The 22,878-nt window shown below is 45.4% G+C and carries 22 protein-coding genes; 4 read left to right on the forward strand and 18 right to left on the reverse strand.

Annotation, left to right across the window (positions count from 1 at the left end; translation table 11 throughout):
- Positions 1 to 89 precede the first annotated feature (89 nt).
- From NDJ01_RS06795 to NDJ01_RS06835, 9 genes are all read right to left on the reverse strand, one after another.
- Positions 90 to 1,310, reverse strand: coding sequence for a phosphopentomutase (locus NDJ01_RS06795; RefSeq protein WP_258586476.1), 1,221 nt, complete (start codon positions 1,308 to 1,310; stop codon positions 90 to 92).
- A 68-nt stretch (positions 1,311 to 1,378) separates the two neighbouring features.
- The gene (gene deoA / locus NDJ01_RS06800; protein WP_258586477.1) at positions 1,379 to 2,707 is read right to left on the reverse strand and encodes a thymidine phosphorylase; all 1,329 of its coding nucleotides are present in this window, start codon (positions 2,705 to 2,707) and stop codon (positions 1,379 to 1,381) included.
- Positions 2,708 to 2,803: 96 nt separating this feature from the next.
- Positions 2,804 to 3,580, reverse strand: a complete 777-nt coding sequence (gene deoC / locus NDJ01_RS06805; protein ID WP_006742378.1) for a deoxyribose-phosphate aldolase — start codon at positions 3,578 to 3,580, stop codon at positions 2,804 to 2,806.
- A 581-nt stretch (positions 3,581 to 4,161) separates the two neighbouring features.
- Entirely contained in the window at positions 4,162 to 5,445 is a 1,284-nt protein-coding gene (locus NDJ01_RS06810) for a NupC/NupG family nucleoside CNT transporter (RefSeq protein WP_047008943.1), read from the reverse strand.
- A gap of 204 nt (positions 5,446 to 5,649) precedes the next feature.
- Positions 5,650 to 6,423, reverse strand: coding sequence for a TatD family hydrolase (locus NDJ01_RS06815; protein ID WP_170903279.1), 774 nt, complete (start codon positions 6,421 to 6,423; stop codon positions 5,650 to 5,652).
- Positions 6,410 to 6,607 (reverse strand): DUF5363 family protein, encoded by a 198-nt coding sequence (locus NDJ01_RS06820; protein WP_170903282.1) that lies wholly within the window; start codon positions 6,605 to 6,607, stop codon positions 6,410 to 6,412. The genes NDJ01_RS06815 and NDJ01_RS06820 overlap by 14 nt, the downstream gene beginning before the upstream one ends.
- A 95-nt stretch (positions 6,608 to 6,702) precedes the next feature.
- The gene (gene prfC / locus NDJ01_RS06825) at positions 6,703 to 8,292 is read right to left on the reverse strand and encodes a peptide chain release factor 3 (RefSeq protein WP_012841453.1); all 1,590 of its coding nucleotides are present in this window, start codon (positions 8,290 to 8,292) and stop codon (positions 6,703 to 6,705) included.
- 146 nt (positions 8,293 to 8,438) lie between these two features.
- The gene (rimI, locus tag NDJ01_RS06830) at positions 8,439 to 8,894 is read right to left on the reverse strand and encodes a ribosomal protein S18-alanine N-acetyltransferase (RefSeq protein ID WP_005394641.1); all 456 of its coding nucleotides are present in this window, start codon (positions 8,892 to 8,894) and stop codon (positions 8,439 to 8,441) included.
- A gap of 55 nt (positions 8,895 to 8,949) precedes the next feature.
- Complete coding sequence (locus NDJ01_RS06835; protein ID WP_005394642.1) at positions 8,950 to 9,360, reverse strand: DNA polymerase III subunit psi; 411 nt, start codon at positions 9,358 to 9,360, stop codon at positions 8,950 to 8,952.
- 150 nt (positions 9,361 to 9,510) lie between these two features.
- Here NDJ01_RS06835 and NDJ01_RS06840 point away from each other — a divergent pair, with 150 nt between their 5' ends.
- Positions 9,511 to 9,957 carry a hypothetical protein gene (locus NDJ01_RS06840; RefSeq protein ID WP_258586478.1) on the forward strand — a complete coding sequence of 149 codons (447 nt, stop codon included), beginning with the start codon at positions 9,511 to 9,513 and terminating at the stop codon, positions 9,955 to 9,957.
- Between the two features lie 64 nt (positions 9,958 to 10,021).
- Here the strand turns inward: NDJ01_RS06840 and NDJ01_RS06845 are convergent, their stop codons facing one another.
- Both NDJ01_RS06845 and NDJ01_RS06850 read right to left on the reverse strand, forming a co-directional pair.
- Positions 10,022 to 10,525, reverse strand: coding sequence for a GNAT family N-acetyltransferase (locus NDJ01_RS06845; protein WP_258586479.1), 504 nt, complete (start codon positions 10,523 to 10,525; stop codon positions 10,022 to 10,024).
- On the reverse strand, positions 10,509 to 11,036 hold the full coding sequence (locus tag NDJ01_RS06850) for an SCP2 domain-containing protein (protein WP_258586520.1): 528 nt from the start codon (positions 11,034 to 11,036) through the stop codon (positions 10,509 to 10,511). The genes NDJ01_RS06845 and NDJ01_RS06850 overlap by 17 nt, the downstream gene beginning before the upstream one ends.
- A 362-nt stretch (positions 11,037 to 11,398) precedes the next feature.
- Here NDJ01_RS06850 and NDJ01_RS06855 point away from each other — a divergent pair, with 362 nt between their 5' ends.
- The 3 genes from NDJ01_RS06855 (at position 11,399) to NDJ01_RS06865 (ending at position 15,484) form a co-directional block, all read left to right on the forward strand.
- The gene (locus NDJ01_RS06855; protein ID WP_005394646.1) at positions 11,399 to 13,438 is read left to right on the forward strand and encodes a bifunctional diguanylate cyclase/phosphodiesterase; all 2,040 of its coding nucleotides are present in this window, start codon (positions 11,399 to 11,401) and stop codon (positions 13,436 to 13,438) included.
- Between the two features lie 133 nt (positions 13,439 to 13,571).
- Positions 13,572 to 14,585, forward strand: coding sequence for a peptidase U32 family protein (locus NDJ01_RS06860; protein ID WP_139060318.1), 1,014 nt, complete (start codon positions 13,572 to 13,574; stop codon positions 14,583 to 14,585).
- A gap of 20 nt (positions 14,586 to 14,605) precedes the next feature.
- Positions 14,606 to 15,484 carry a U32 family peptidase gene (locus tag NDJ01_RS06865; protein ID WP_047008995.1) on the forward strand — a complete coding sequence of 293 codons (879 nt, stop codon included), beginning with the start codon at positions 14,606 to 14,608 and terminating at the stop codon, positions 15,482 to 15,484.
- Positions 15,485 to 15,537: 53 nt separating this feature from the next.
- On the opposite strand, the gene NDJ01_RS06870 is transcribed toward NDJ01_RS06865, so the two are convergent.
- The 7 genes from NDJ01_RS06870 to rbfA all read right to left on the reverse strand — a co-directional run bounded on the left by NDJ01_RS06870 (position 15,538) and on the right by rbfA (position 22,817).
- On the reverse strand, positions 15,538 to 16,884 hold the full coding sequence (locus NDJ01_RS06870) for an MATE family efflux transporter (RefSeq protein ID WP_065645463.1): 1,347 nt from the start codon (positions 16,882 to 16,884) through the stop codon (positions 15,538 to 15,540).
- 124 nt (positions 16,885 to 17,008) lie between these two features.
- Positions 17,009 to 17,431, reverse strand: coding sequence for a MarR family winged helix-turn-helix transcriptional regulator (locus NDJ01_RS06875; protein WP_005394653.1), 423 nt, complete (start codon positions 17,429 to 17,431; stop codon positions 17,009 to 17,011).
- Between the two features lie 98 nt (positions 17,432 to 17,529).
- Positions 17,530 to 18,450 carry a lipoprotein NlpI gene (gene nlpI / locus NDJ01_RS06880; protein ID WP_065645462.1) on the reverse strand — a complete coding sequence of 307 codons (921 nt, stop codon included), beginning with the start codon at positions 18,448 to 18,450 and terminating at the stop codon, positions 17,530 to 17,532.
- Between the two features lie 179 nt (positions 18,451 to 18,629).
- Positions 18,630 to 20,765: a polyribonucleotide nucleotidyltransferase gene (gene pnp, locus NDJ01_RS06885; RefSeq protein WP_203343387.1), complete on the reverse strand. Its 2,136-nt coding sequence runs from the start codon at positions 20,763 to 20,765 to the stop codon at positions 18,630 to 18,632.
- A gap of 292 nt (positions 20,766 to 21,057) precedes the next feature.
- Entirely contained in the window at positions 21,058 to 21,327 is a 270-nt protein-coding gene (rpsO, locus tag NDJ01_RS06890; RefSeq protein ID WP_005380094.1) for a 30S ribosomal protein S15, read from the reverse strand.
- A 141-nt stretch (positions 21,328 to 21,468) separates the two neighbouring features.
- Positions 21,469 to 22,422, reverse strand: coding sequence for a tRNA pseudouridine(55) synthase TruB (gene truB / locus NDJ01_RS06895; RefSeq protein WP_104969757.1), 954 nt, complete (start codon positions 22,420 to 22,422; stop codon positions 21,469 to 21,471).
- Positions 22,422 to 22,817, reverse strand: coding sequence for a 30S ribosome-binding factor RbfA (gene rbfA, locus NDJ01_RS06900; protein WP_005380087.1), 396 nt, complete (start codon positions 22,815 to 22,817; stop codon positions 22,422 to 22,424). Before rbfA ends, truB begins: the two co-directional genes overlap by 1 nt.
- Positions 22,818 to 22,878 lie beyond the last annotated feature (61 nt).

The raw sequence follows: 22,878 nt of genomic DNA on the forward strand, positions 1-22,878 counted from the left end.
GCCAGAGTATTCTCATTTCCGACAAGCAGTACTTGCATACTGCAAACATAAAACTAGGAGCATTCAGCTCCTAGTTTTCAATATCCTAATTATAGGAAATTCTTACCGTAATCCATTGGAGAAGTACCGAAGTAGCTCGCCAATGTTTGGCCGATGTCTGCGAATGTTTCGCGGCGGCCAAGAGAGCCTGCTGGCACTTTTTGACCGAAAACCAATACTGGGATGTGCTCACGAGTATGGTCAGTACCTGGCCATGTTGGGTCGCAGCCGTGATCTGCTGTTAGGATAAGCACGTCATCTTCACCCATTAGTTCTAGCACTTCATTGATGCGACCATCAAAGTACTCAAGCGCTGCAGCGTAACCCGCCACATCACGACGGTGACCGTAAGCAGAATCGAAGTCGACGAAGTTAGTGAATACGATGGTGTTATCACCCGCTTCTTTTATCGCTTCTTTCGTTGCTTCAAATAGTGCAGGAATGCCTGTTGCTTTGGTTTTCTTAGTGATCCCGCAACCAGCATAAATATCTGAAATCTTACCGATGGAATGCACCTGACCGCCCTTCTCATCAACTAACTTTTGTAAGATAGTCGCTGATGGTGGCTCTACAGATAGGTCACGACGGTTACCCGTACGCTCAAATTGACCTTTACCCGGGCCAATGAATGGGCGCGCGATTACACGGCCGATGTTGTAATCTTCTAGTTCTTCACGCGCAATTTGGCAAAGCTCTAGTAGACGGTCTAGACCGAATGTCTCTTCGTGACAGGCGATTTGGAATACAGAGTCCGCAGAGGTGTAGAAGATTGGCTGCCCAGTTTTCATGTGCTCTTCACCAAGGTCATCAAGAACTTGAGTACCAGATGCGTGACAGTTACCTAGGAAGCCATCTAGACCTGCACGCTCAAGAATGCGGTCAGTCAGCTCTTTAGGGAAGCTGTTTGCTTTATCTGTGAAGTAGCCCCAGTCAAACAGAACTGGTACGCCAGCAATTTCCCAGTGACCAGACGGAGTGTCTTTACCAGAAGAAAGCTCAGCAGCGTGACCGTAAGCACCGATGATTTCTGCATCAGCGTCTAGGCCAGGTGCGAAGCGACCTGTTGACTCTTTATGTGCCATTGCCAAACCTAACTTAGATAGGTTTGGAAGGCGAAGTGCGCCTTGACGTTGGTCGTTATCTGCTAAGCCTTTTTCGCATTGTTCTGCGATGTGGCCTAGTGTGTCTGAACCTACATCACCAAATTTCTCAGCGTCAGCGGTTGCACCAATACCGAATGAGTCTAGTACTAAAATAAATGCTCTTTTCATTGCTCGTTCCTTAGGCCCACTCGGCTTTTTATTATGGTTGAGTAGGCCTTGTGTAATTACTTGTTCTATTAAATATCTTCTGCACGAATTTGGCGGTAAACCTCTGGAGTTGGTGTGTACTCACCACCTACTTTGATTGCACTGCGCAGTGCTTTTGCCGCTTCTTCCCACTGCTCTTCGCTGCGAGCGTGGATAACGGCAAGAGGTTTATCGCTATCTGCAACTTCACCCAAGCGGATGAACTCGTCGAAACCTACGGCATAGTCGATTTCATCAGTAGCAACACGGCGACCACCACCCATAGCAACGACAGCCATGCCAATCGCACGCGTGTCCATTGCTGAAACAATGCCCGTTTCCGTCGCGTAAACTGGCTTGATGATTTCCGCTTTTTCTAGGTAGTTATCGTAGTTTTCTACGAAGTCTGCTGGGCCGCCAAGACCAGCAACCATCTTGCCGAAGCACTCAGCCGCTTTGCCGTTATCCAGCACTTCCATCAGTTTTGCGCGTGCGTCTTCTGTGTTCTCAGCCAGTTTGCCAAGTACCAGCATTTCTGCACAAGAAGCCATGGTGACTTCAAGTAGGCGTGGATTACGGTATTCACCAGTTAAGAAACGAACCGCTTCACGAACTTCCACCGCATTACCTGCCGAAGAGGCCAATACTTGGTTCATGTCTGTCAGGATTGCAGTGGTCTTAGTACCCGCACCGTTTGCTACTGCTACGATTGATTTCGCTAGCTCTTCAGACGCTTCGTAAGTTGGCATGAATGCACCAGAGCCGACTTTAACGTCCATCACTAGCGACTCCAGACCCGCCGCCAATTTCTTAGAAAGAATGGATGCCGTGATCAGAGAAATGTTGTCTACGGTTGCGGTAATATCACGAGTCGCGTAAACACGCTTATCCGCTGGAGCAAGGTCACCAGTTTGACCGATGATCGCCACGCCTGCATCTTTAGTTACTTGCCCAAACACATCGTTGCTTGGTGTGATGTTATAGCCTGGAATAGACTCAAGCTTATCTAGCGTACCGCCTGTGTGGCCAAGACCACGGCCAGAGATCATTGGTACGAAACCGCCACATGCTGCCACCATAGGGCCAAGCATCAAAGACGTTACGTCACCCACACCGCCGGTAGAGTGTTTGTCGACAATTGGGCCACCAAAGTTCATGTGGTTCCAGTCGATAACCATGCCCGAATCACGCATTGCACACGTTAGGGCGATGCGCTCATCCATGGTCATTTCATTGAAGAAAATCGTCATAGCAAACGCCGCGATCTGACCTTCAGATACGGTGTTATTTGCTACGCCTTGAATAAAGAAGTTGATTTCGTCTGCGGTAAGTACTTCACCGTCACGTTTTTTACGAATGATTTCTTGTGGTAAATACATTAGTGCCTCCCATGCTCTCGTGAGCCATGGTTAAGTAGGATAGAAGAGGTTTGGTAGCACCCGTTTAGGTGCTACCGTTCAGACATATTATTGGGATTAGTACGCTGCTGGATCAGCGGTTTCGTCTGTCACTTCTAATGTATTTAGTAGGTTAGTTAGCAGGCTAGACGCACCGAAACGGTAGTGACGGGCATCAACCCAGTTGTCACCTAGGATTTCATCAGCCATTGCTAGGTATGCAGCTGCGTCTTCAGCAGTGCGCACACCACCTGCTGGTTTGAAACCAACAGTTTCTGCAACACCCATGTCACGAATCACTTCAAGCATCATGCGTGCATATTCTGGTGTTGCGTTTACTGGCACTTTACCAGTTGAAGTTTTAATGAAGTCAGCACCTGCTTCAATACAGATTTGAGATGCTTTCTTGATTAGTGCTTCTTCTTTTAGTTCACCCGTTTCGATGATCACTTTAAGAAGAATATCACCACAAGCCTCTTTACATTGCTTAACTAGTTCGAAGCCTACTTTCTCATCACCCGCCATTAGCGCGCGGTATGGGAAAACAACGTCAACTTCGTCTGCACCGTAAGCAACCGCCGCTTTTGTTTCAGCAACAGCGATTTCGATGTCGTCGTTACCGTGTGGGAAGTTCGTTACTGTTGCAATGCGAACCTCTGGCGTACCTTGCTCACGAAGTGTCTTCTTAGCAATAGGAATAAAGCGAGGGTAAATACAAATTGCAGCTGTGTTGCCTACTGCTGTTTTCGCGTCATGACACAATGAGATCACTTTTGCATCAGTGTCATCGTCATTCAACGTAGTTAGGTCCATAAGTTTAAGTGCACGTAGCGCTGCTGCTTTTAAATCGCTCATTTCTATCTCCGATCAATATTCAAAAAATTCACTACTCAGCCTTACATCACGTCTCTAACTATAATAAACAAGTCGAGACAATGTGAGTAAATGGCTAAACAGTCTATTAATGAACGGACTTGGTTCCCTGAAGACTCGGCATATACAGCGAAAATTTCATATGCCAATTGCTATCCTTGTCACCGCACAGTACCAGTTTGGCCTATGGCACAACAATCTATGATTGCGGTGTCTTTAATATCACATCACACAGCAAAACGCCTATTAGATCTGATATTGCTGGGCAAGTCATTTGCCCATTGATTATGTAATATTCATTACGTGATTAAGTATCAACCTTAACCACTATCCTGTGATTAATACATTATAGAGTTTCACCGCAAAACTGTAGCACCAAATAGAGCGCAAACGGTTTGTATCTCAAAATTTCCTAGCCCCTATTCCATCGGCTGCGTAAGTCCTAGACTGAGGTCGACACCCGGTGAGATTTTAGAGCCCGAAAAACGAAAAATGCCCCGCAGCAATCTCTTGCTACAGGGCATGATGTAAAACGGCGTCTATATATTAAGAACCGATTCTAATTATAGTGCTGCAAGGCTTAAGCAGAAGCCTGCAATTGTCGCTGCCATAAGGTTAGACAACGTACCTGCAAGCACAGCTTTAACACCCATGCGAGCGATGTCACTACGACGGTTTGGTGCAAGGCTACCTAGACCACCAAGTAGAATCGCGATAGAAGAAAGGTTCGCGAAACCACATAGTGCGAATGAGATGATAGCTGTTGTCTTCTCAGACATTACTTCACCAGTTGCCGCGATTACTTGAGCGTTTTCACCTAGGTATGGTGTGAAGTTCAAGTAAGCAACGAATTCGTTCACTACGATTTTCTGACCGATGAATGAACCAGCAGTTACTGCTTCAGCCCATGGAACACCGATTAGGAATGCTAGTGGAGAGAATGCGTAACCTAGGATTAGCTCTAGCGTTAGTTCTGGCATGCCGAACCAACCACCGATGCCACCTAGCATACCGTTGATCAGCGCGATTAGACCAACGAATGCGATTAGCATTGCACCTACGTTAAGCGCAAGTTGTAGACCAGAAGCCGCACCGCCCGCTGCTGCGTCGATTACGTTTACTGGTTTGTCGTCGCCGCCGTCCATCGCTTCTTCGATACTTTCGTGAGGCTGGTCAGTCTCTGGGTGAAGGATTTTAGCGAATAGTAGACCACCTGGTGCCGCCATGAATGATGCTGCTACTAGGTACTCTAGTGGAACCCCCATTGAAGCGTAGCCCGCGAGTACACCACCAGCAACAGAAGCTAGACCACCACACATTACCGCGAATAGCTCTGATTGAGTCATTTTTGGAACGAATGGACGAACAACTAGAGGTGCTTCTGTTTGACCTACGAAAATGTTTGCTGCTGCTGACATTGATTCCGCACGTGAAGTGCCCAGCGCTTTTTGTAGTGCGCCACCAAGAATCTTGATAACCCATTGCATAACGCCAATGTAGTAAAGAACCGAAATCAGTGCAGAGAAGAAGATCAGTGTAGGAAGAACACGGAATGCGAAGATGAAACCGCCGCCGCCGAATACTTCGAACATCTTGTCAGAAACAAGACCACCGAACAGGAATGATGAACCATCGTTACCGTAGTTGATAACGTTAGAAACACCTGAAGAGAAACCGTTTAGTAGATCACGGCCCCAAGGTACATACAGAACAAATGCACCTAATGCGAATTGGATAGCGAATGCGCCACCCACAGTTCTTAGATTGATAGCTTTACGGTTATTAGAAAATGCAAATGCAATAGCAAGAAGCACTACCATACCGATTAGGCTCATAAACAGGCTCATAGTTTATGACTTCCTTATAAGTTATTTATTGGCGTGTTACAAAATGGAGCTATAAAGCGGGAGCAATTATACTCATGCAGAATCAATTAAAGTAATGCCAGCCTCACACTTTCCTATAAGATTCATGATTGATTCAGCCAGCTTTGTGAGTTAATTCACAATAAGCAGGAAAACGTTTTCTATTTCAAACCACATCTTTAGATTTTATTCACATATCGAGAAAGCAAAATTGCTATTTTTCCATAACTGAGAGGCAATCGATTGCTTTGAGCCGTTATGCAACTCTACGAGCTCATTAAAGACATGAATGAGTTTGGCTGGGTGATTCGACTCCCCTTGATATCCAAGTATAGGCATATCCGGTGCATCTGTTTCGATCACGAGATGTTTGAGTGGTAATTTTTGAATTGCGTCGCGCGTTTTCTTCGCTCTTGGGTAGGTGATGGTTCCTCCTACACCGATAAAAAAACCTAATTTGACCCACTCCATTGCTTGCTGATAACTCCCAGAGAAAGCATGTAGCACACCGCCCCGAGGGAGCTTCGCCGCTTTAACCACTTGAATAAGGCGATTGTGCGCTTTTCGGCTATGTAAAATAACTGGGAGTTTGAAGCGTCTAGCCAGTTCAAATTGAACTTCAAGTGTCTCTTCTTGCAACTGTGGGTCAACATCAATGGCAAAATCTAGCCCACACTCTCCTATTGCCACGCACTGGGGAGCATTTTGTTTTAGATAATGTTCCAATTCAGCAAAGTGCTGCTCGACGTTATCTTCAAGAAAATACGGATGAAACCCAAGGGCGTAATACAAATTGGCATGTTGATCTGCCAAGGTTTGAATACGAGCCCAGTTTTGAGGTCCTACTGAAGGAATCAGAATTCTTGTCACGCCTTGCGTTTGAGCTAACTGAAGTTGATGTGCAAAGTCACCTTGGAATACATCAAAGTCAAAGTGACAATGGGTATCAAAGAGCTTCATCTTGAGACTTTTTATCTGTACCGACAAACTGAGAATCAGAAAATAGCAGAGCTTCGCTGTTCTCTTCATTTTGATGGGCAGGATCTTTTCGATACGGAACGCAGCTGCGTTTTTGATCGGGGGTTAGCCCCATCTGCTTGCACCAGTCGTCGTAACGCTTCAATCCTCGTTTAAACCAGTTCATATCTCATCCTTATAAAAAACGCCCTTGGCTAAGTTTATAGCCAAGGGCGTTTTAAAATCTAGTTTGCGTTAAAGCTTACCCAAACCGCTTTTTGATTAGTGCTCACGCGTCGCACGGAAATCAATATCAGGGAAACGCTCTTTCGCCAAGTTTAAGTTAACCATTGTTGGCGCAATATACGTTAGGTTATCACCACCATCCAATGCTAAGTTTGCTTGGTTCTTACGTTGGAACTCATCCAGTTTCTTCGCATCATCACACTCAACCCAACGCGCAGTTGCAACGTTGATGCCTTCATAAATCGCTTCAACGTTATATTCAGACTTCAAACGAGCCACAACAACATCGAACTGAAGTACACCAACGGCACCAACGATCAGATCGTTGTTTTGTAGTGGACGGAATACCTGTACCGCACCTTCTTCTGATAGTTGCACCAAGCCTTTTAGTAGCTGTTTCTGCTTTAGTGGATCTTTCAGGCGAATACGACGAAACAGCTCCGGGGCGAAGTTCGGAATACCAGAGAATTTCAGTGACTCACCTTGAGTAAAGGTATCACCAATCTGGATAGTACCGTGGTTATGCAGACCAATGATATCACCCGCGTAAGCGTGTTCTGCACGTGAACGGTCACCAGCCATAAAGGTTACTGCATCAGAGATACTCACCTGCTTGCCAAGACGAACGTGGTTCATCTTCATACCCTGCGTGTAAGTACCCGATACAATACGCATGAATGCGATACGGTCACGGTGTTTCGGGTCCATGTTTGCTTGGATCTTGAATACGAAACCAGAGAACTTCTCTTCTGTCGCTTCAACTTCACGCTCAACCGCTTGACGCGTTTTCGGTGCTGGTGCCCACTCTGTTAGACCGTCTAGCATGTGGTCTACACCGAAGTTACCTAATGCGGTACCGAAGTAAACTGGCGTCAGGTCACCTGTTAAGAACATTTCCAAGTCAAACTCAGGGCAAGCCCCCATAACAAGCTCAAGCTCTTCTCGAACACTTTCCGCAAGGCCTGCACCGACTTTTTCATCAAGCTCTGGGTTATCTAGACCTTTGATGATTCGAACTTCTTGAATCTCATGACCGTGACCAGATTCGTATAAAATCGTTTCATCACGGTGAATGTGATACACACCTTTAAACTCTTTACCACAGCCGATTGGCCACGTGATAGGCGCACACATCATTCCCAATTCGTTTTCTACTTCGTCCAATACTTCCATTGGATCACGAACGTCACGGTCAAGTTTGTTCATGAAGGTCACGATTGGCGTATCGCGTAGACGGGTTACTTCCATCAGCTTACGAGTACGATCCTCGACACCTTTCGCTGCATCGATAACCATCAAACACGAGTCGACTGCCGTTAGAGTACGATATGTATCTTCCGAGAAGTCTTCGTGTCCAGGAGTATCAAGTAGGTTTACCAGGCAATCATTGTAAGGGAACTGCATCACAGACGTGGTTACCGAGATACCACGTTCCTTTTCCATTTCCATCCAGTCTGATTTTGCGTGCTGTGCATTACCACGACCTTTAACCGTACCTGCTTTTTGAATCGCGTTTCCGAATAAAAGGACTTTTTCAGTAATGGTGGTTTTACCCGCATCCGGGTGAGAAATAATAGCGAACGTTCTACGTTTAGACACTTCGCTTAGAAAAGGTGTATTTGACATGAAACTGGTCTTCTTTGATGTCTGAATGCTTGCTCGAAAAGCAAACACGCTTTTTAGATTCAATATTGCGCGGTATTCTCGCTTATTATTGCCTCAGGGGCAACTGATCGCTTTAGGGGCGACTTCCCTTATGGGATGCGTTAACGTTAGTGAAAGAAGAGATAACTCATGATGATCGCATCTTCTTTTCCCGTGCCAGTTTTCGCAGGGTAATAGTTATGACGTCGATCAACTTCATTGAATCCAGCTTGTTCATAAATATAAATAGCAGGCTTATTACTCTCTCGCACCTCAAGCCAAGCACTCTCCGCTTTTGATTGCTCACAATGTTCTAAGAACGCATCCAACAGTTTTTGACCATAGCCTTTACCCTGAAGATGCGGCGCGATAGCAATATTCAGCAACGTAACTTCACCGACAATATTCTGCGCATAGAAGTAGCCAATCACCATCTCGCCATCGAGCATCACATGATGACATGCTCCACGGCTGGATAAATCACGTACCAAAGACTCTGCCCACGGATGCGAGTGTGCTTGCTGCTCAATTTGCCAAACTTGATCTAAGTGCTCAGCGCACATTGGTAAGATTTTAGTTGTCATTATTTACCTAGGGGTTCATGTGTAATACCAATTGCAGTAAAACGGGGATTAATGCTTATTTGCTCGAATTGTTGTAAGAACAAATCTGTTGCCAAAGTGCACGTTTTTGTTGGGTATTCCCATCCACATCTTGCAACAATGGCGATGTCAGCGGTTTAGTGTCAGGCAATACTTCGGCTTCACACCCAGCAAACCAAACCCACTCAAGCTCGTGCTGGCCAAGTAATGGAAATCGCTCTGGCTCAATATGTAACGCTTGGTCAAGCGTTAACTTCATACTCTTTAGGATGTTTTCAAACAAAACTGCCGTCTCATTCTCTGGACATACCGGAGAGATCAACAGGAGTTTGCAAGAACTTTGCAAATCGATTTTTGGCGATTGGTAACCTGCCAATCTATCTGGATGTACCAGCTCCCATGTGCTGATGCCCATTTCGTGTAAATACTGTTTCTCGTTAATTGACATTTTCCGTCACCTATTTGAACGAGGGCAATCCTAACAAATAATCGTGATTATACCTAAAGGACTTCAAGGAACACCTCAATACATTGGAATGATTGAACTGTTCTGCCTCTGACAATGGCCACACCGTAGGTATAACATATGAGGTACATTATGAAATTCTTACCTACACTGCTGCTTTGCGCACAAGTAGCCACCACCAGCATGAGTGTTTTTGCTAATAGCAGCGATGAGTGGGAGCTGATTGCAACGAAAACCGTCAAATTCCAAACAGAAACGGATACCGTGACACCAAATAGCCTATTCCGAAATCGCAGCTTCAGTAAAATTAAACTGAAATGTGTGCAGGGCACGGTAGACATTAACGACTTAAAAGTCGTGATGACGGACGGTAGTGAGAAAAAGCTAACCTCTATGGGTGTGCTAACAAGTGGATTATCGACTCGTGCATGGAGCCTTCCCGGCTCAAGAGAAGCGAAGCTAAAACAGATTGAAATGACTTACAGCAGTTGGGGCAGCAGAAAACTCAATGTTTTAGGGCTAAGTAAGAAAGCAAAAATAGAGGTTTGGGGTAAGAAGAAAAGTGACCAGTCATCCTAATCTCCCTATCTCAGTTTTCAATGAACTAAGAAAGAAGCCCACTGAGTTAGTGGGCTTCTTTCATTTACAGTTCAGAGAACTCTGGCGCGTAATCTATGCGTCCGGAGCGTCCGGCACATTTACCTTCGACCAACTCTGCGATACGAAATGCACCTTTAGGAACACCCCAAGCGCATTCGAATCCCATCTCGTCGCATGATTGAAAGCCCTGGCGCGCGTAATAATCAGGATCGCCCAACACCACACACACTGGATAGCCAAAATCACGCAGTGAATCAAAACCTTCTTTGATCAACTCTGCAGCGATGCCTTGGCGACGGTAATCTTCATGAACAGCCAATGGCGCCAGCCCTTGCCACGACAAATCTTCACCATTTAAGGTCACTGGGCTAAATAAAGCATGGCCTATCACCTCTCCCTCATCTGTACACGCGACTAAGGAAAGTGTGAATTTGCTGTTTTCGCGCAAACGCATCACAAGCTTAGCTTCAGCTTCCGTCGGGAAGGCATGTTTCAATAAGCGGTCAATGGTAAGAATGTCCGCAGGGGCTTCAGTTCGAATAAGCATTCGCTACTCCGGTTGGTTGTGCAGGCGCTTGAACTCCTTTCTGAACAAAATCAGCCAATTGATTCAAAACGACTTGCATTGCTTTCGGTAACTGCTCTAAGTCGACACTGTCCATTAAGTTTTTCACTTCTAAGCCAAGCTCTGTATCACCTTCAATTGAAAGGCGACGTTGGAAGAACAGTGTGTCAGGGTCTTCTTTACGACCAGCAATCAGTACTAGGTCGTTTAGATTACCACTAAAACTCACATCTTCCTGAACTGGTTTTTCAGCTACCACTAATTTTTCGTCTTGATAGCTGATGTACCATGCTAAGTTCAAGTCTTTAATCGCAACTTTTAACCACTTGTCTTCAAGGAACTCAAAGTCACCATCTTCCAAGGCTTCTTTAAACACCATTTTTAGCCCCTCCAGCAATGCTTTTTGCTGAATTGGCTGTGGTAATAACTGGACTGGAGAACGCAAAATGTTAGCTGCGTTCTTTACTAGTTGACTGCGAATCTTGTTTAACACGTTCATTATCCGTTACTTTGTCATTAGGTTGCCTATATTAAGCAATCGTGGCAATGAGATTACTGTTATGTATCAATAAAGTGCTTATTTTAGATTGGTGGATTATTGTTCACTAACGCTTCTTTTTTTGAAGTTACGTGTATTATTGATGCGAACAGGTGGATAAACACTTTTACAACCGTATTTTCAAAGTTATAGTTATCTGAGCGTATCCATGTGATTGTCGACTGTAAAGTTAAAACCGCGAGCCCTTTAATGGCAAGCGATACTGGACTTGATAGTAGACCGCCGCAGGCTTATCAGGGTGTCGCTTTTTATACACGGACGAATAATCTGGCTCATTGGAGATCGGTAATACCCTAATGCCTTCCCAGCAATTAAAACATTGGTTTGCCACGCTAACCTCAAATAGCCCTTTCTTCTTTGCTATTCTTGATAAAAAACACAATTATCGAATGGTAAGTGACCGTTACTGCGATATCGCAGGTTTAAGTCATGAGGAAATCATCGGCTTAAACGATTGCCAGGTACTGGGTGAGCAGTTTTATAAAAAGCTGGCCCCTTACTATCAGCGTGCATTCAAAGGAACGCATGTCGAAGCCGAAATCACCCTCGATGAAACCGACCTTGAAACCAGCCTGCACTTTAGTCTGTCACCGGTTTTTGAAGGTAACGAAATTCGCTTTGTCGTTTTTCACGCCGTGGATACTTCAGAAAAGCAGATCCTCGTACGCTCCTTAGAGGAGTCCGAAAGTAAGTTTGCGAAATTGACACAACTACTGCCTGACGGTCTGCTGCTTATCGAAGATGACATTATCATTTCTGCCAACCCTGCATCAGCACGCCTCCTGGGACTGAACTCTCCCCATGAGTTGTTAGGCGAAGAGCTCAGCCGTTTATTCATCGATGAAAACAGCAAGAAAGTGTTTAGTCATCGTTTGAGTGCATTAATTTCTGACAAGCCGTTTGTTTGCTTAACCAGCGCGAGATGTGGCTTTGAACGAAAAGTTCAGTTACACGCAGATTCTACGGCGATATTAGGCAGCGAGTCTCAAATCATCTTGATCCAAGACGCTGACGATACACCTAAGAATTTGTCTTCTGCATCGAATGAAGACATACATATTGATTCGCTCACCAAACTGTACAACCGCTTTGGTTTTACCAAACGTTTGGAACAGCTGATCAAAAAGCAAACGCCGCTTCTGGTGTTCTATTTGGATATCGATAACTTCAAAAACATTAATGACTCACTTGGTCATCATATTGGCGATAAAGTGATTCAAGAGGTATCGGCCCGTCTTAAACGGTTACTGCCAAACCAAGCGATTATTGGTCATTTGGGTGGCGATGAGTTTGGCGTCATTCTACCGGAGCCAGAAAATACCCGCATGGCTGAAATTTTGTCCGATCGCATTATCTCGTTGATCAACCAACCTTTCGACTTGCACCACTTCAGTAAACGCCTTGCGTGTTCAATTGGTAGCGTTCGATACCCTGAAGACGGACAAGATGCGCGAATCCTACTACAAAATGCCGATACTGCGATGTATGAAGCCAAAGATCGTGGTAGAAATCGTCTGATCAAATTTAACGATCAAATGAACAAAGAAGCGCGTATGCGTTTGTGGCTTGAAATCGAACTGCAAAAAGCATTGCAGCAGAACGGTTTGGAAGTGTGGTATCAACCTAAGGTTAACGCGCGTGACTTCAGTATCAACGGTGCAGAAGCGCTCGTTCGTTGGAAACATCCAGTCGAAGGGTACATTAGTCCAGGTTCATTCATTCCTGTCGCCGAGCGTGCAGGGTTAATCGAACACCTTGGACGCGTCGTGATGCGTGATGTTTTCAATACGGTAAAACGTTGGAAACAACAAGGCATACTGCCAGGTCGTGTCGCTATCAACCTCTCTCCCGAGCAATTTGGTAACCCACAGCTGATCGACTTTATGGAAAAGTTACTTCGCACTACCGAGCTTGACCCAAGCTGCATTACCTTCGAGCTAACCGAAAGTGCCGTGATGAGTGATAGCGAACATACACTGCAAATGCTGAATGCGATTAAGAAACTGGGCTTCGCCCTCTCTATCGATGACTTTGGTACCGGTTACTCTTCCCTTTCCTACTTAGCGCGCTTCCCTATCGACGAGCTGAAAATCGACCGTGCGTTTATTAACGATATCGACACGCTACCCAAACAGGTCACTGTGATTGAAAACATCATTAATCTGGGTAAGTCACTCGACTTGACGGTCGTTGCCGAGGGGGTGGAAACCCACCAGCAAGCTACTTTGCTCTCTAACCTTCAATGTAATGCGATTCAAGGATTCCATTTTTATCGCCCACAGCCAAAACATGAAATTGAAGAGCTGTTTGTCCAGAATCGTCGTCACAAGAACTAACCCCGACTCGATACCCTTACTCTCAAGGGGTAAATATCGACTTTATTGAGCTAAACCTAACTTAGGTCAATTTCGCTATTCATAATTCTTCATAAAATGCGGACACCTTTTTATTCTCAATGATTGTGAGCATATGGAACTCTTGTGTCCCGCGGGTAACCTGCCTGCGTTAAAAACTGCGATTGATTGCGGTGCCGATGCCGTCTACATTGGCTTCAAAGATGATACCAACGCCCGTCACTTTGCTGGCCTCAACTTTAACGGCAAAAAGTTAGAAAAAGCGGTGCAATACGTTCACGACCGCGACAAAAAAATTCATGTCGCGTTGAATACCTTCGCTCATCCCAATGGCTTCGAGCGCTGGACGAACGCGGTAGACAATGCAGCGGCACTGGGTGTGGACGCGTTGATTGTTGCAGACATTGCCGTGCTGGAGTATGCATCTCGCAAATATCCCGATCTGGAGCTACACCTTTCAGTGCAAGCATCAGCGACCAACGTCGCAGCCATTGATTTTTATAAACAGAACTTCAACGTAAAACGTGTGGTACTACCTCGCGTCTTATCGATTCATCAGGTCAAACAGCTTTCGCGCAACATCACTAGCGATGTCGAATTAGAAGTCTTTGCTTTTGGTAGCCTTTGTATTATGTCCGAAGGCCGTTGTTATTTGTCATCATACATGACGGGTGAGTCACCAAACACTGTGGGTGCCTGTTCTCCTGCCAAATACGTTCGTTGGCAAGAAACTGATCAAGGCCTTGAGTCTCGTCTGAACAACATCCTAATTGACCGCTACTGCGCAGGAGAAAACGCGGGCTACCCTACACTCTGTAAAGGTCGTTTTGAAACAGAAATTGATGGTGAGAAAAAACGCTATCATGCTCTGGAAGAGCCAACCAGTTTGAACACCCTTTCGATGCTGCCAGAACTGTTTGCCGCTAATGTCGCGTCTGTAAAAATTGAAGGGCGCCAACGCAGCCCAGCTTACGTAGAGCAAGTCACTCGAACATGGCGAGCCGCGATTGATCGCTACCAAGCCAATCCAGAAGCTTACCAAGTTGAAGCCGCATGGGATGCGACGCTCGCAAATGTGTCGGAAGGAACGCAAACCACCCTAGGTGCTTACCACCGTAAATGGCAGTAGAGGTTAAGATGGATAACTCAATGAAATACGCACTTGGCCCACTACTCTATTTTTGGCCAAAACAAGATGTAGAAGCCTTCTACCAACAAGCAAAACAAAGCTCTGCAGACATTATTTACCTGGGTGAATCGGTTTGCTCTAAACGCAGAGAAATGAAATCAGCCCACTGGTTGGAAATCGCTAAAGACTTATCTGCCTCTGGCAAGCAAGTCGTTATCTCTACGATGGCGCTACTGGAAGCACCGAGTGAAGTAAACATCATGAAGAAGTACATCAATAACGGTGACTTCGCCATTGAGGCTAATGACGTATCGGCGGTTCAATTAGCATCAGAGCATAAAGTGCCTTTCGTCGTTGGTCCTGCAATCAATACTTATAACGCACACACGCTCAACTTATTTTTGAAGCAAGGTATGATGCGTTGGTGCATGCCTGTCGAGCTCTCTCGCGAATGGTTAAACGATACTTTAGTTCAGTGTGACGAGCTTGGTATTCGTAACAAGTTTGAAGTTGAGGTATTTAGCCACGGTTATTTGCCTTTAGCGTATTCCGCTCGCTGTTTCACAGCCCGAGCTGAAAACCGAGCTAAAGACGATTGCGAAACCTGCTGTATCAAATACCCTACGGGTATCCAGGTCAGCAGCCAAGAAGGGCAAGAAGTCTTTAACCTTAACGGTATTCAAACGCAATCAGGGTATTGTTATAACCTGAGAAATGACTTACCAAGCATGCAAGGGCTGGTTGATGTGGTCCGCTTAAGCCCTCTCGGTGTGAGTACACTTTCTGAGTTAGAGCATTTTCGCTCAAACGAGCACGGCGACAACCCTGAAAAGCTTGAAAGCCGCCAATGCAATGGCTATTGGCATCAGCTAGCTGGCTTAGAAGTAAAAAACATTTAGCTCCCCAAAAAAGAAAAGCGAGGCCCAACCTCGCTTTTCTCTATCAGCCATTGTTAACAGGCTTGCACTGTTGGCTCAGCCGAAGTTTCGTTTAGCAGCTTTTTCACGTCCCGCCACAACATACTGACCACAACTAAACTCAGCGCAATATTGGACAATGGGAAAGCCAGCCAAATGCCTGTCACGCCAAACAGTTTCGGCATAACGAACAAAAACGGCAGTTGAACCAACATGTTGCCTAGTGTCACAAACATGGCTTTGCTGCCTTTGTTTACCGATTGGTAGTACGCAGCCGCCACGACTAAAAAGCCATCTAGGAACAACGCAAACATGTGTAAACGAATCCCGATCACCGTGCTATCAATCAACTGTTGATCAGCATTGTTAAACACCGAGACCAACTCGTGCGGGAAAAGGTTCATCAAACCCACAAACGCTACACCACCAAGCACAGATGTCCCCATTGCGACTTGCAGTAATTTCCTGACGTTCGCCTGGTTGCGCGCCCCGTGATTGAAACTCACTAGAGGTTGCATACCGTTCGCGATTCCCTCTGCAATTAGATAGTAAACCGTCACGATATATCCCAAAATAGCATACGCCCCTATCAACATTGCACTTCCGTACTGAGCAAATAATGCGTTGTGCATTGCCACCATCACAGAACCGTACGCGTACATAAAGAAGCTAGATGTACCGATCATTATAATCTTTGGTGCAACATCGACTTGAACCTTAAAGTCACTGATTCGAAGGCGTAAGGTCGCTTTTGAAGTAAAGAAGTAACCAATACCAAGCACGGTTACCACCAATTGTGCCAGCGCTGTAGCAATGGCCGCTCCGGTTAACTCCCACCCCAACCAAGCAATAAATAAGTAGTCTAATACAATATTAATGACAGCACCGATGACCATCAGCATCGTTGCTAAGTTCGGGCTGTCGTCATTGCGTAAAAGAAATGGAACCGCGATAGAGCCTAGCGTAAATACGCACGCGACAATCAGAATATGCAGATATTGCAGCGCGAGTTCAAACACTCGCCCTTCCGCCCCCTGCCAGCGAATAAATTCATCGGCAAAATAGAACAATATGGTAGCAACGACCGGCATCAATATCGCTAACAACCCCAATCCGGTCGTTAAAATACGCTTCGCACCTTCATGATCGTTTTCTCCTTGCTTAATCGACGTTAGCGCACCAGTCCCCACCCCAATCATCATCCCTATACCGAGGATAGAACCGATGATCGGCCACGCAACATTGATCCCTGCTAATCCGTCAGCACCAACATAACGGCCAATAAAAATGCCATCAACTATTTGATATAAACCGTTCACGAGCATTGCTGCGACGGTTGGAATCGTATATTTCCAAAACTGTCTATAAATTGAGTTTTGCATGACTGCCACCAGTAGTTAGCAAAGCTAACCATTTAATTAGCAAGACTAACTAAATAGTTAAATTAAATAAAAGAAAAATGAAACACCAAAGGCTAATACGTACAGCGGAGGCCTTGGGTTTAATTTAAAATGACTTATTGCTCAATGCTTTATTCAGTAAAGCTTGTAACTGCTCAGCTTCTTGCTGATTTAATTGTTGCATCATTTGTTCAGAGATATCTTTGTAAACCACCTGCTCCAAAGACATTTTTTCTGCGACTTCTTCTGTCAGCAATACACGCTTAGCACGGGCATCCTCATTACATGCGATGCGTTTCACTAAACCCTTTTTTTCCAAACGAACAACCATTGTAGATGCGGAAGGCTTAGTCACTTGCAACTCTTCTGCAAGATCGGTTATTCGTACACCCTCAGGGTAAACCTGAATCACACGTAAATAGTCGAACTCATTAAAGCTTAGATGTGATAACGGATCTTCTTTGGCATAAACACGCCAAGCTTTGGCGCAAAAACGCTCTAAATCAATCAAGCTTTCTTCTAGTGCCACAAAATCCACCACTACTTAGTTAGCAAGACTAACTATTTTAAATGAGTCACTCATCAAGTTCAATCATAAAAAAGCCGCTCTCATCGAGCGGCTCTAAATCAATCAATTTCCTGCTTCTTAGCGGCCTTTAGCTTGGCCAATCTGTCTTGCTGTAATTGATCGTAGATTTGTGCCAGTTCCAAGAAGGAATACCGGTGCTCAACATAATCATAAACGTTGAACGAAATCGCGAGCTTATAAAGTGAGATGGCACTTGCGATGTCACCTTCAAGCTGATTACGCTTTCCAAGGTAGAAATACGTTTCCGTCAATCGTTCAGCTAGGCGATAGTTCTCTCTCGTTCCATCCATAATTGCTTTAAGAGCGTCTTCGTCCGAGACGTCTCGCAGCATGATGGCAACAAGAACCCATCCCCACTCTTCACTACGATCTCGTAAATAACGCTGTTGAAGATTGGCTTTTGCTTGCTCTGGATTTTGCTCAGCTTCGATGATGTACAGCCATAATGAACGAAAAGGATCCGTTGGCATTTCTTGATAGTGCTTGGTCATATCTTCTAAAGCGAGATCGATTCGGCCACCATAATACAGTGCAATCGCACGGTTGCGTTCAGCATAGGTATTATCCGGAGCCAACTCTATGGTCGAGTCAAACGCTTCATAAGCCGCGTCAAACTCCCCCACTTGGGTGAAATACACCCCCAAAAGATTGAAGATATCCGGTTGAGCAGGATTCAACTGCAAAGACTGGTTAAAGTCCAAACGGGCAAGATCACGCAAACCAACGCTATCGTAGTAGCTACCGCGCTCATAATGCATTTTAGCGCGTACTTCATCACTGAGATCAGGACGTTGTAGCAACTGCGATAAACGCGCGATTTGTACTTCTTGTTGAACGCTAGGCTGAAGTGGCACCGCCATCGGTGGATATAGCCACTTTTGTGCTGATTGCTGAGAAGTATTTGCACAACCGGTCAGCGCGATAGCAACACATAAACTTGCGGTTTGAAACCATTTCACTAATTGATACTCCTGTTTGGACCGCTCAAAATTTATTTCTCTTAATGCAATATAGGCGATAACCTCGTTTGAGGTTAATGCGTCGAAATAAACCAAAAAAAGGGGAGCGAAAATGCTCCCCTTTTATAACATGCTTTCAGGCCCTTAATCTAATAAAAGGCTGAAAGTCTCATTTTGTCTTACTCGTCTTTCGCAGCTGGTGCTTCAGCAGCAGCTTCTTCAGCTGGCTTTTCTACCGCTTCTTTCATGCTTAGACGTACACGGCCTTGGCGGTCGATTTCAAGAACTTTAACTTGAACTTCTTGGCCTTCAGCTAGGTAGTCAGACACTTTCTCAACACGTTTTTCTGCGATTTGAGAAATGTGTACAAGACCATCTTTGCCTGGAAGAACCGTTACGAATGCACCGAAGTCAGCTAGACGTGCAACTTTACCCGTGTAGATACGGCCAACTTCAACTTCAGCAGTGATCTCTTCGATACGGCGGATAGCTTCTTTCGCAGCAGTGCCTTCAGTTGCAGCAATCTTGATAGTACCGTCGTCTTCGATTTCGATAGTTGTACCAGTCTCTTCAGTTAGAGCACGGATAACTGCACCACCTTTACCGATAACGTCTTTGATCTTCTCTGCGCTGATCTTCATTGTGTGAATACGAGGAGCAAATTCAGAGATGTCTTCACGAGCACCAGAGATAGCTTCATCCATTACAGATAGGATGTGCTTACGTGCACCTTGAGCTTGGTTAAGCGCAATTTGCATGATCTCTTTAGTGATGCCTTCGATCTTGATGTCCATTTGAAGTGCTGTGATACCAGTGTTAGTACCCGCTACTTTAAAGTCCATGTCACCTAGGTGGTCTTCGTCACCAAGGATGTCAGAAAGAACAACGAAGTCGTCACCTTCTTTAACAAGACCCATTGCGATACCCGCAACAGAAGACTTGATTGGCACACCTGCATCCATAAGAGCAAGAGAAGTACCACATACAGAAGCCATTGAAGAAGAACCGTTAGATTCAGTGATTTCCGATACAACACGTACTGTGTATGGGAATTCATCAACAGAAGGCATTACTGCTGCGATACCGCGTTTAGCCAGTTTACCGTGACCGATTTCACGACGCTTAGGAGAACCTACAAAACCAGTTTCACCAACACAGTATGGAGGGAAGTTGTAGTGCAGTAGGAAGTGATCTTTACGCTCACCTGTTAGCTCGTCGATGATTTGAGCATCACGCTGAGTACCTAGAGTTGCCGTCACGATAGCCTGAGTTTCACCACGAGTGAATAGTGCGCTACCGTGTGTGCGAGGAAGAACACCAGTGCGTACATCTAGTGCACGAACCATGTCTTTTTCACGGCCATCAATACGAGGGTTACCCGCGATGATGCTACGACGTACAACTGTTTTCTCTAGATCATGGAAGATAGTGTGGATTTCTTTGGTATCTGCTTCAGGATCTTCAGCAAGAAGAACTTCATTTACTTCCGCAGCGATCTCATTGATACGGTCGTAACGAGCCATCTTCTCAGTGATTTTGTAAGCCTCAACAAGCTTCGCTTCTGCTAGCTCAGCAATCTTATCTTTAAGTGCTGTGTTTTCTTCAGGAGCAACCCAATCCCAAGCAGGAGTTGCCACTTCTGCTTTGAATTCGTTGATAGCTTTGATAACAACTTGTTGTTGATCATGACCGTAAACAACCGCTGCTAGCATTTCTTCTTCAGTTAGGTTGTCCGCTTCTGATTCAACCATCAGTACGGCTGATTCTGTACCAGCAACAACAAGATCAAGCTTAGAAGTTTCTAGTTCAGTTTGGCTAGGGTTAAGTACAAGCTGACCATCGATATGACCGACACGCGCCGCACCGATAGGGCCGTTGAATGGAATGCCAGAGATAGCAAGAGCAGCAGAAGTACCGATCATTGTAACGATATCTGGCTGAACATCTGGGTTTACAGACATTACTGTCGCGATAACCTGAACTTCGTTTTTAAACGCGTCTGGGAATAGCGGACGGATTGGACGGTCGATTAGACGAGCTGTTAGCGTCTCGCCTTCAGAAGGACGACCTTCACGCTTGAAGAAACCGCCTGGGATTTTACCTGCAGCGTAAGTACGCTCTTGGTAGTTAACCGTTAGTGGGAAGAAGTCTTGACCTGCAACGGCTTCTTTTTTACCTACAACAGATACGAATACAGACGTATCATCCATTGTGACCATAACTGCTGCTGTAGCTTGACGTGCAATAACGCCAGTTTCTAAAGTAACTGTGTGGTTACCGTACTGGAACGTTTTAACAACTGGTTTTTCGAACATTGTTATTCCTTGTTTCTAATCTTCCTTTAGTGCTTAAAGAAATCTTAGACGTGTTAATTGACACTCAAGGCATTACGAATCGCGACTAGTAAAAAGAAACTCGGAAATTCCTTTTGAATAGTCGCGACCTTTTGGTCGACGTGGTTGACTGTAATGCTATGAGCTTTTGAGAAAACCTCTTACGAGGTTTAGCCGCCAGTATTATAACGGCATAAGTCTAATTTGGCTAAATTTAGGCAACAAAAAAGGGGCATAAAGCCCCTTTTTAGACAAACTGCTATGCAGTCGCTGATTAGCGACGTAGGCCTAGACGTTTGATTAGGTCTTGGTAGCGAGCTAGGTTTTTACCTTTTAGGTAATCTAGAAGCTTACGACGACGAGAAACCATGCGTAGAAGACCACGACGGCTGTGGTGATCGCCTTTGTGCGCTTTGAAGTGACCTTGTAGGTGGTTGATAGAAGCTGTAAGTAGAGCTACTTGAACTTCTGGTGAACCAGTGTCGCCTTCGCCTTGTGCGTATTCTGCAACGATTGCTGCTTTAGTTTCTGCATTCAGAGACATAATTCTCTCCTAATAAGAGTAGGTTTAAAGTTGTAGCAGCCAATCTCTGATTCAGCCGCTACGCGAAGCGCGGATTATAGGGAAATTTCCTATCTCGTGCAATATAAAAATACCGACACTCAGGTCGGTATTTTCAATCATTTACTTGGATGCGACGTCATCTCGGAACACAACCAATCGCTTAGGAGCAATTTTGCCATCTTCATTCATTTCGCCTACGCCAATAAACAAACGCTCTTCACCCATGGTAAGGCGAAGTGAGCCTTCGGTGGGCGCACCAAATACTTGAACAGGTTGCCCATGCTGAACCATATCCGCCAGTTCAGGCACTAAGTTGACTTCTGGTAAGTCTTCTACCGCTGTATCCATTGGTAACAGCAATGGGTCCAGTAGTTCTCGAGGAGCGAGTTCTTCACGGTGTGCTTGCTCTAGTAACTCATTCAGTTGCTCAAGTGTCACCATCTTCTCGTAAGGGTATTTCGCAACACCAGTGCGTCGTAGCATAGTTACGTGCGCACCACAACCTAACATTTCGCCTAGGTCATCCACGATGGTACGAATGTAGGTGCCTTTTGAGCAATGCACTTCCATCTCGACTTCATCGCCTTCAAAACGGTGAAGAACAATCTCATATACCGTGATCTTACGAGATTCACGCGGAACTTCGATGCCTTTACGAGCGTATTCATACAAGGGTTTACCTTGATACTTCAACGCAGAGAACATGGAAGGCACTTGATCAGATTCACCACGGAACTTATCGATGCACGCTTCTAGCTTGTCTAACGTAACATCGACTGGACGCGTCTCTACAACTTCACCATCCGAGTCAGACGTGTTGGTACGTTCACCAAGCTTTGCGATCACACGGTAGCGTTTATCAGAATCTAGAAGAAACTGAGAAAACTTCGTCGCTTCACCCAAGCAAATTGGCAGCATGCCTGTCGCTAATGGGTCCAAGGCTCCAGTGTGGCCTGCTTTCTCAGCAAAGTAGATTCGCTTTACTTTTTGCAGTGCATCATTGGAAGAGATACCTGTTGGTTTGTCCAACAGTATAACGCCATTAATTGGACGACCTTTACGACGACGAGCCATTATTCTTCGTCCTCACGACCAGAATCTTTTTGCTTTTGTTTGTCTGAACTAACGACTTCAGACACTAGGTTAGACATACGCATACCTTCAACAAGCGTATTGTCATAGTGGAAGCGGATTTCTGGCGTTAAACGTAGACGAATACGCTTACCTAACATCATGCGAATGTGCACTTCGTGCTCACGTAGCGCTGCTAGACATGATTCTGGTGTTTGCTCACCCACACATAGGAAGGTCACAAATACTTTTGCGTAAGCTAGGTCACGAGAGACTTCTACGTCTGAGATCGTCACCATGCCAAGGCGAGAGTCACGAACTTCACGTTGAAGGATCATCGCTAGTTCTTTTTGCAGCTGCTGTGCAACACGCTGCGTGCGGCTAAATTCTTTTGACATATCTTTACTCTTATATAGAAAGAATGGGGGGTTGGTCAAAGCCAGCCCCCCATGGTGTATT

The sequence above is a fragment of the Vibrio sp. HS-50-1 genome (assembly GCF_024747315.1).
GTDB lineage: Bacteria > Pseudomonadota > Gammaproteobacteria > Enterobacterales > Vibrionaceae > Vibrio > Vibrio diabolicus.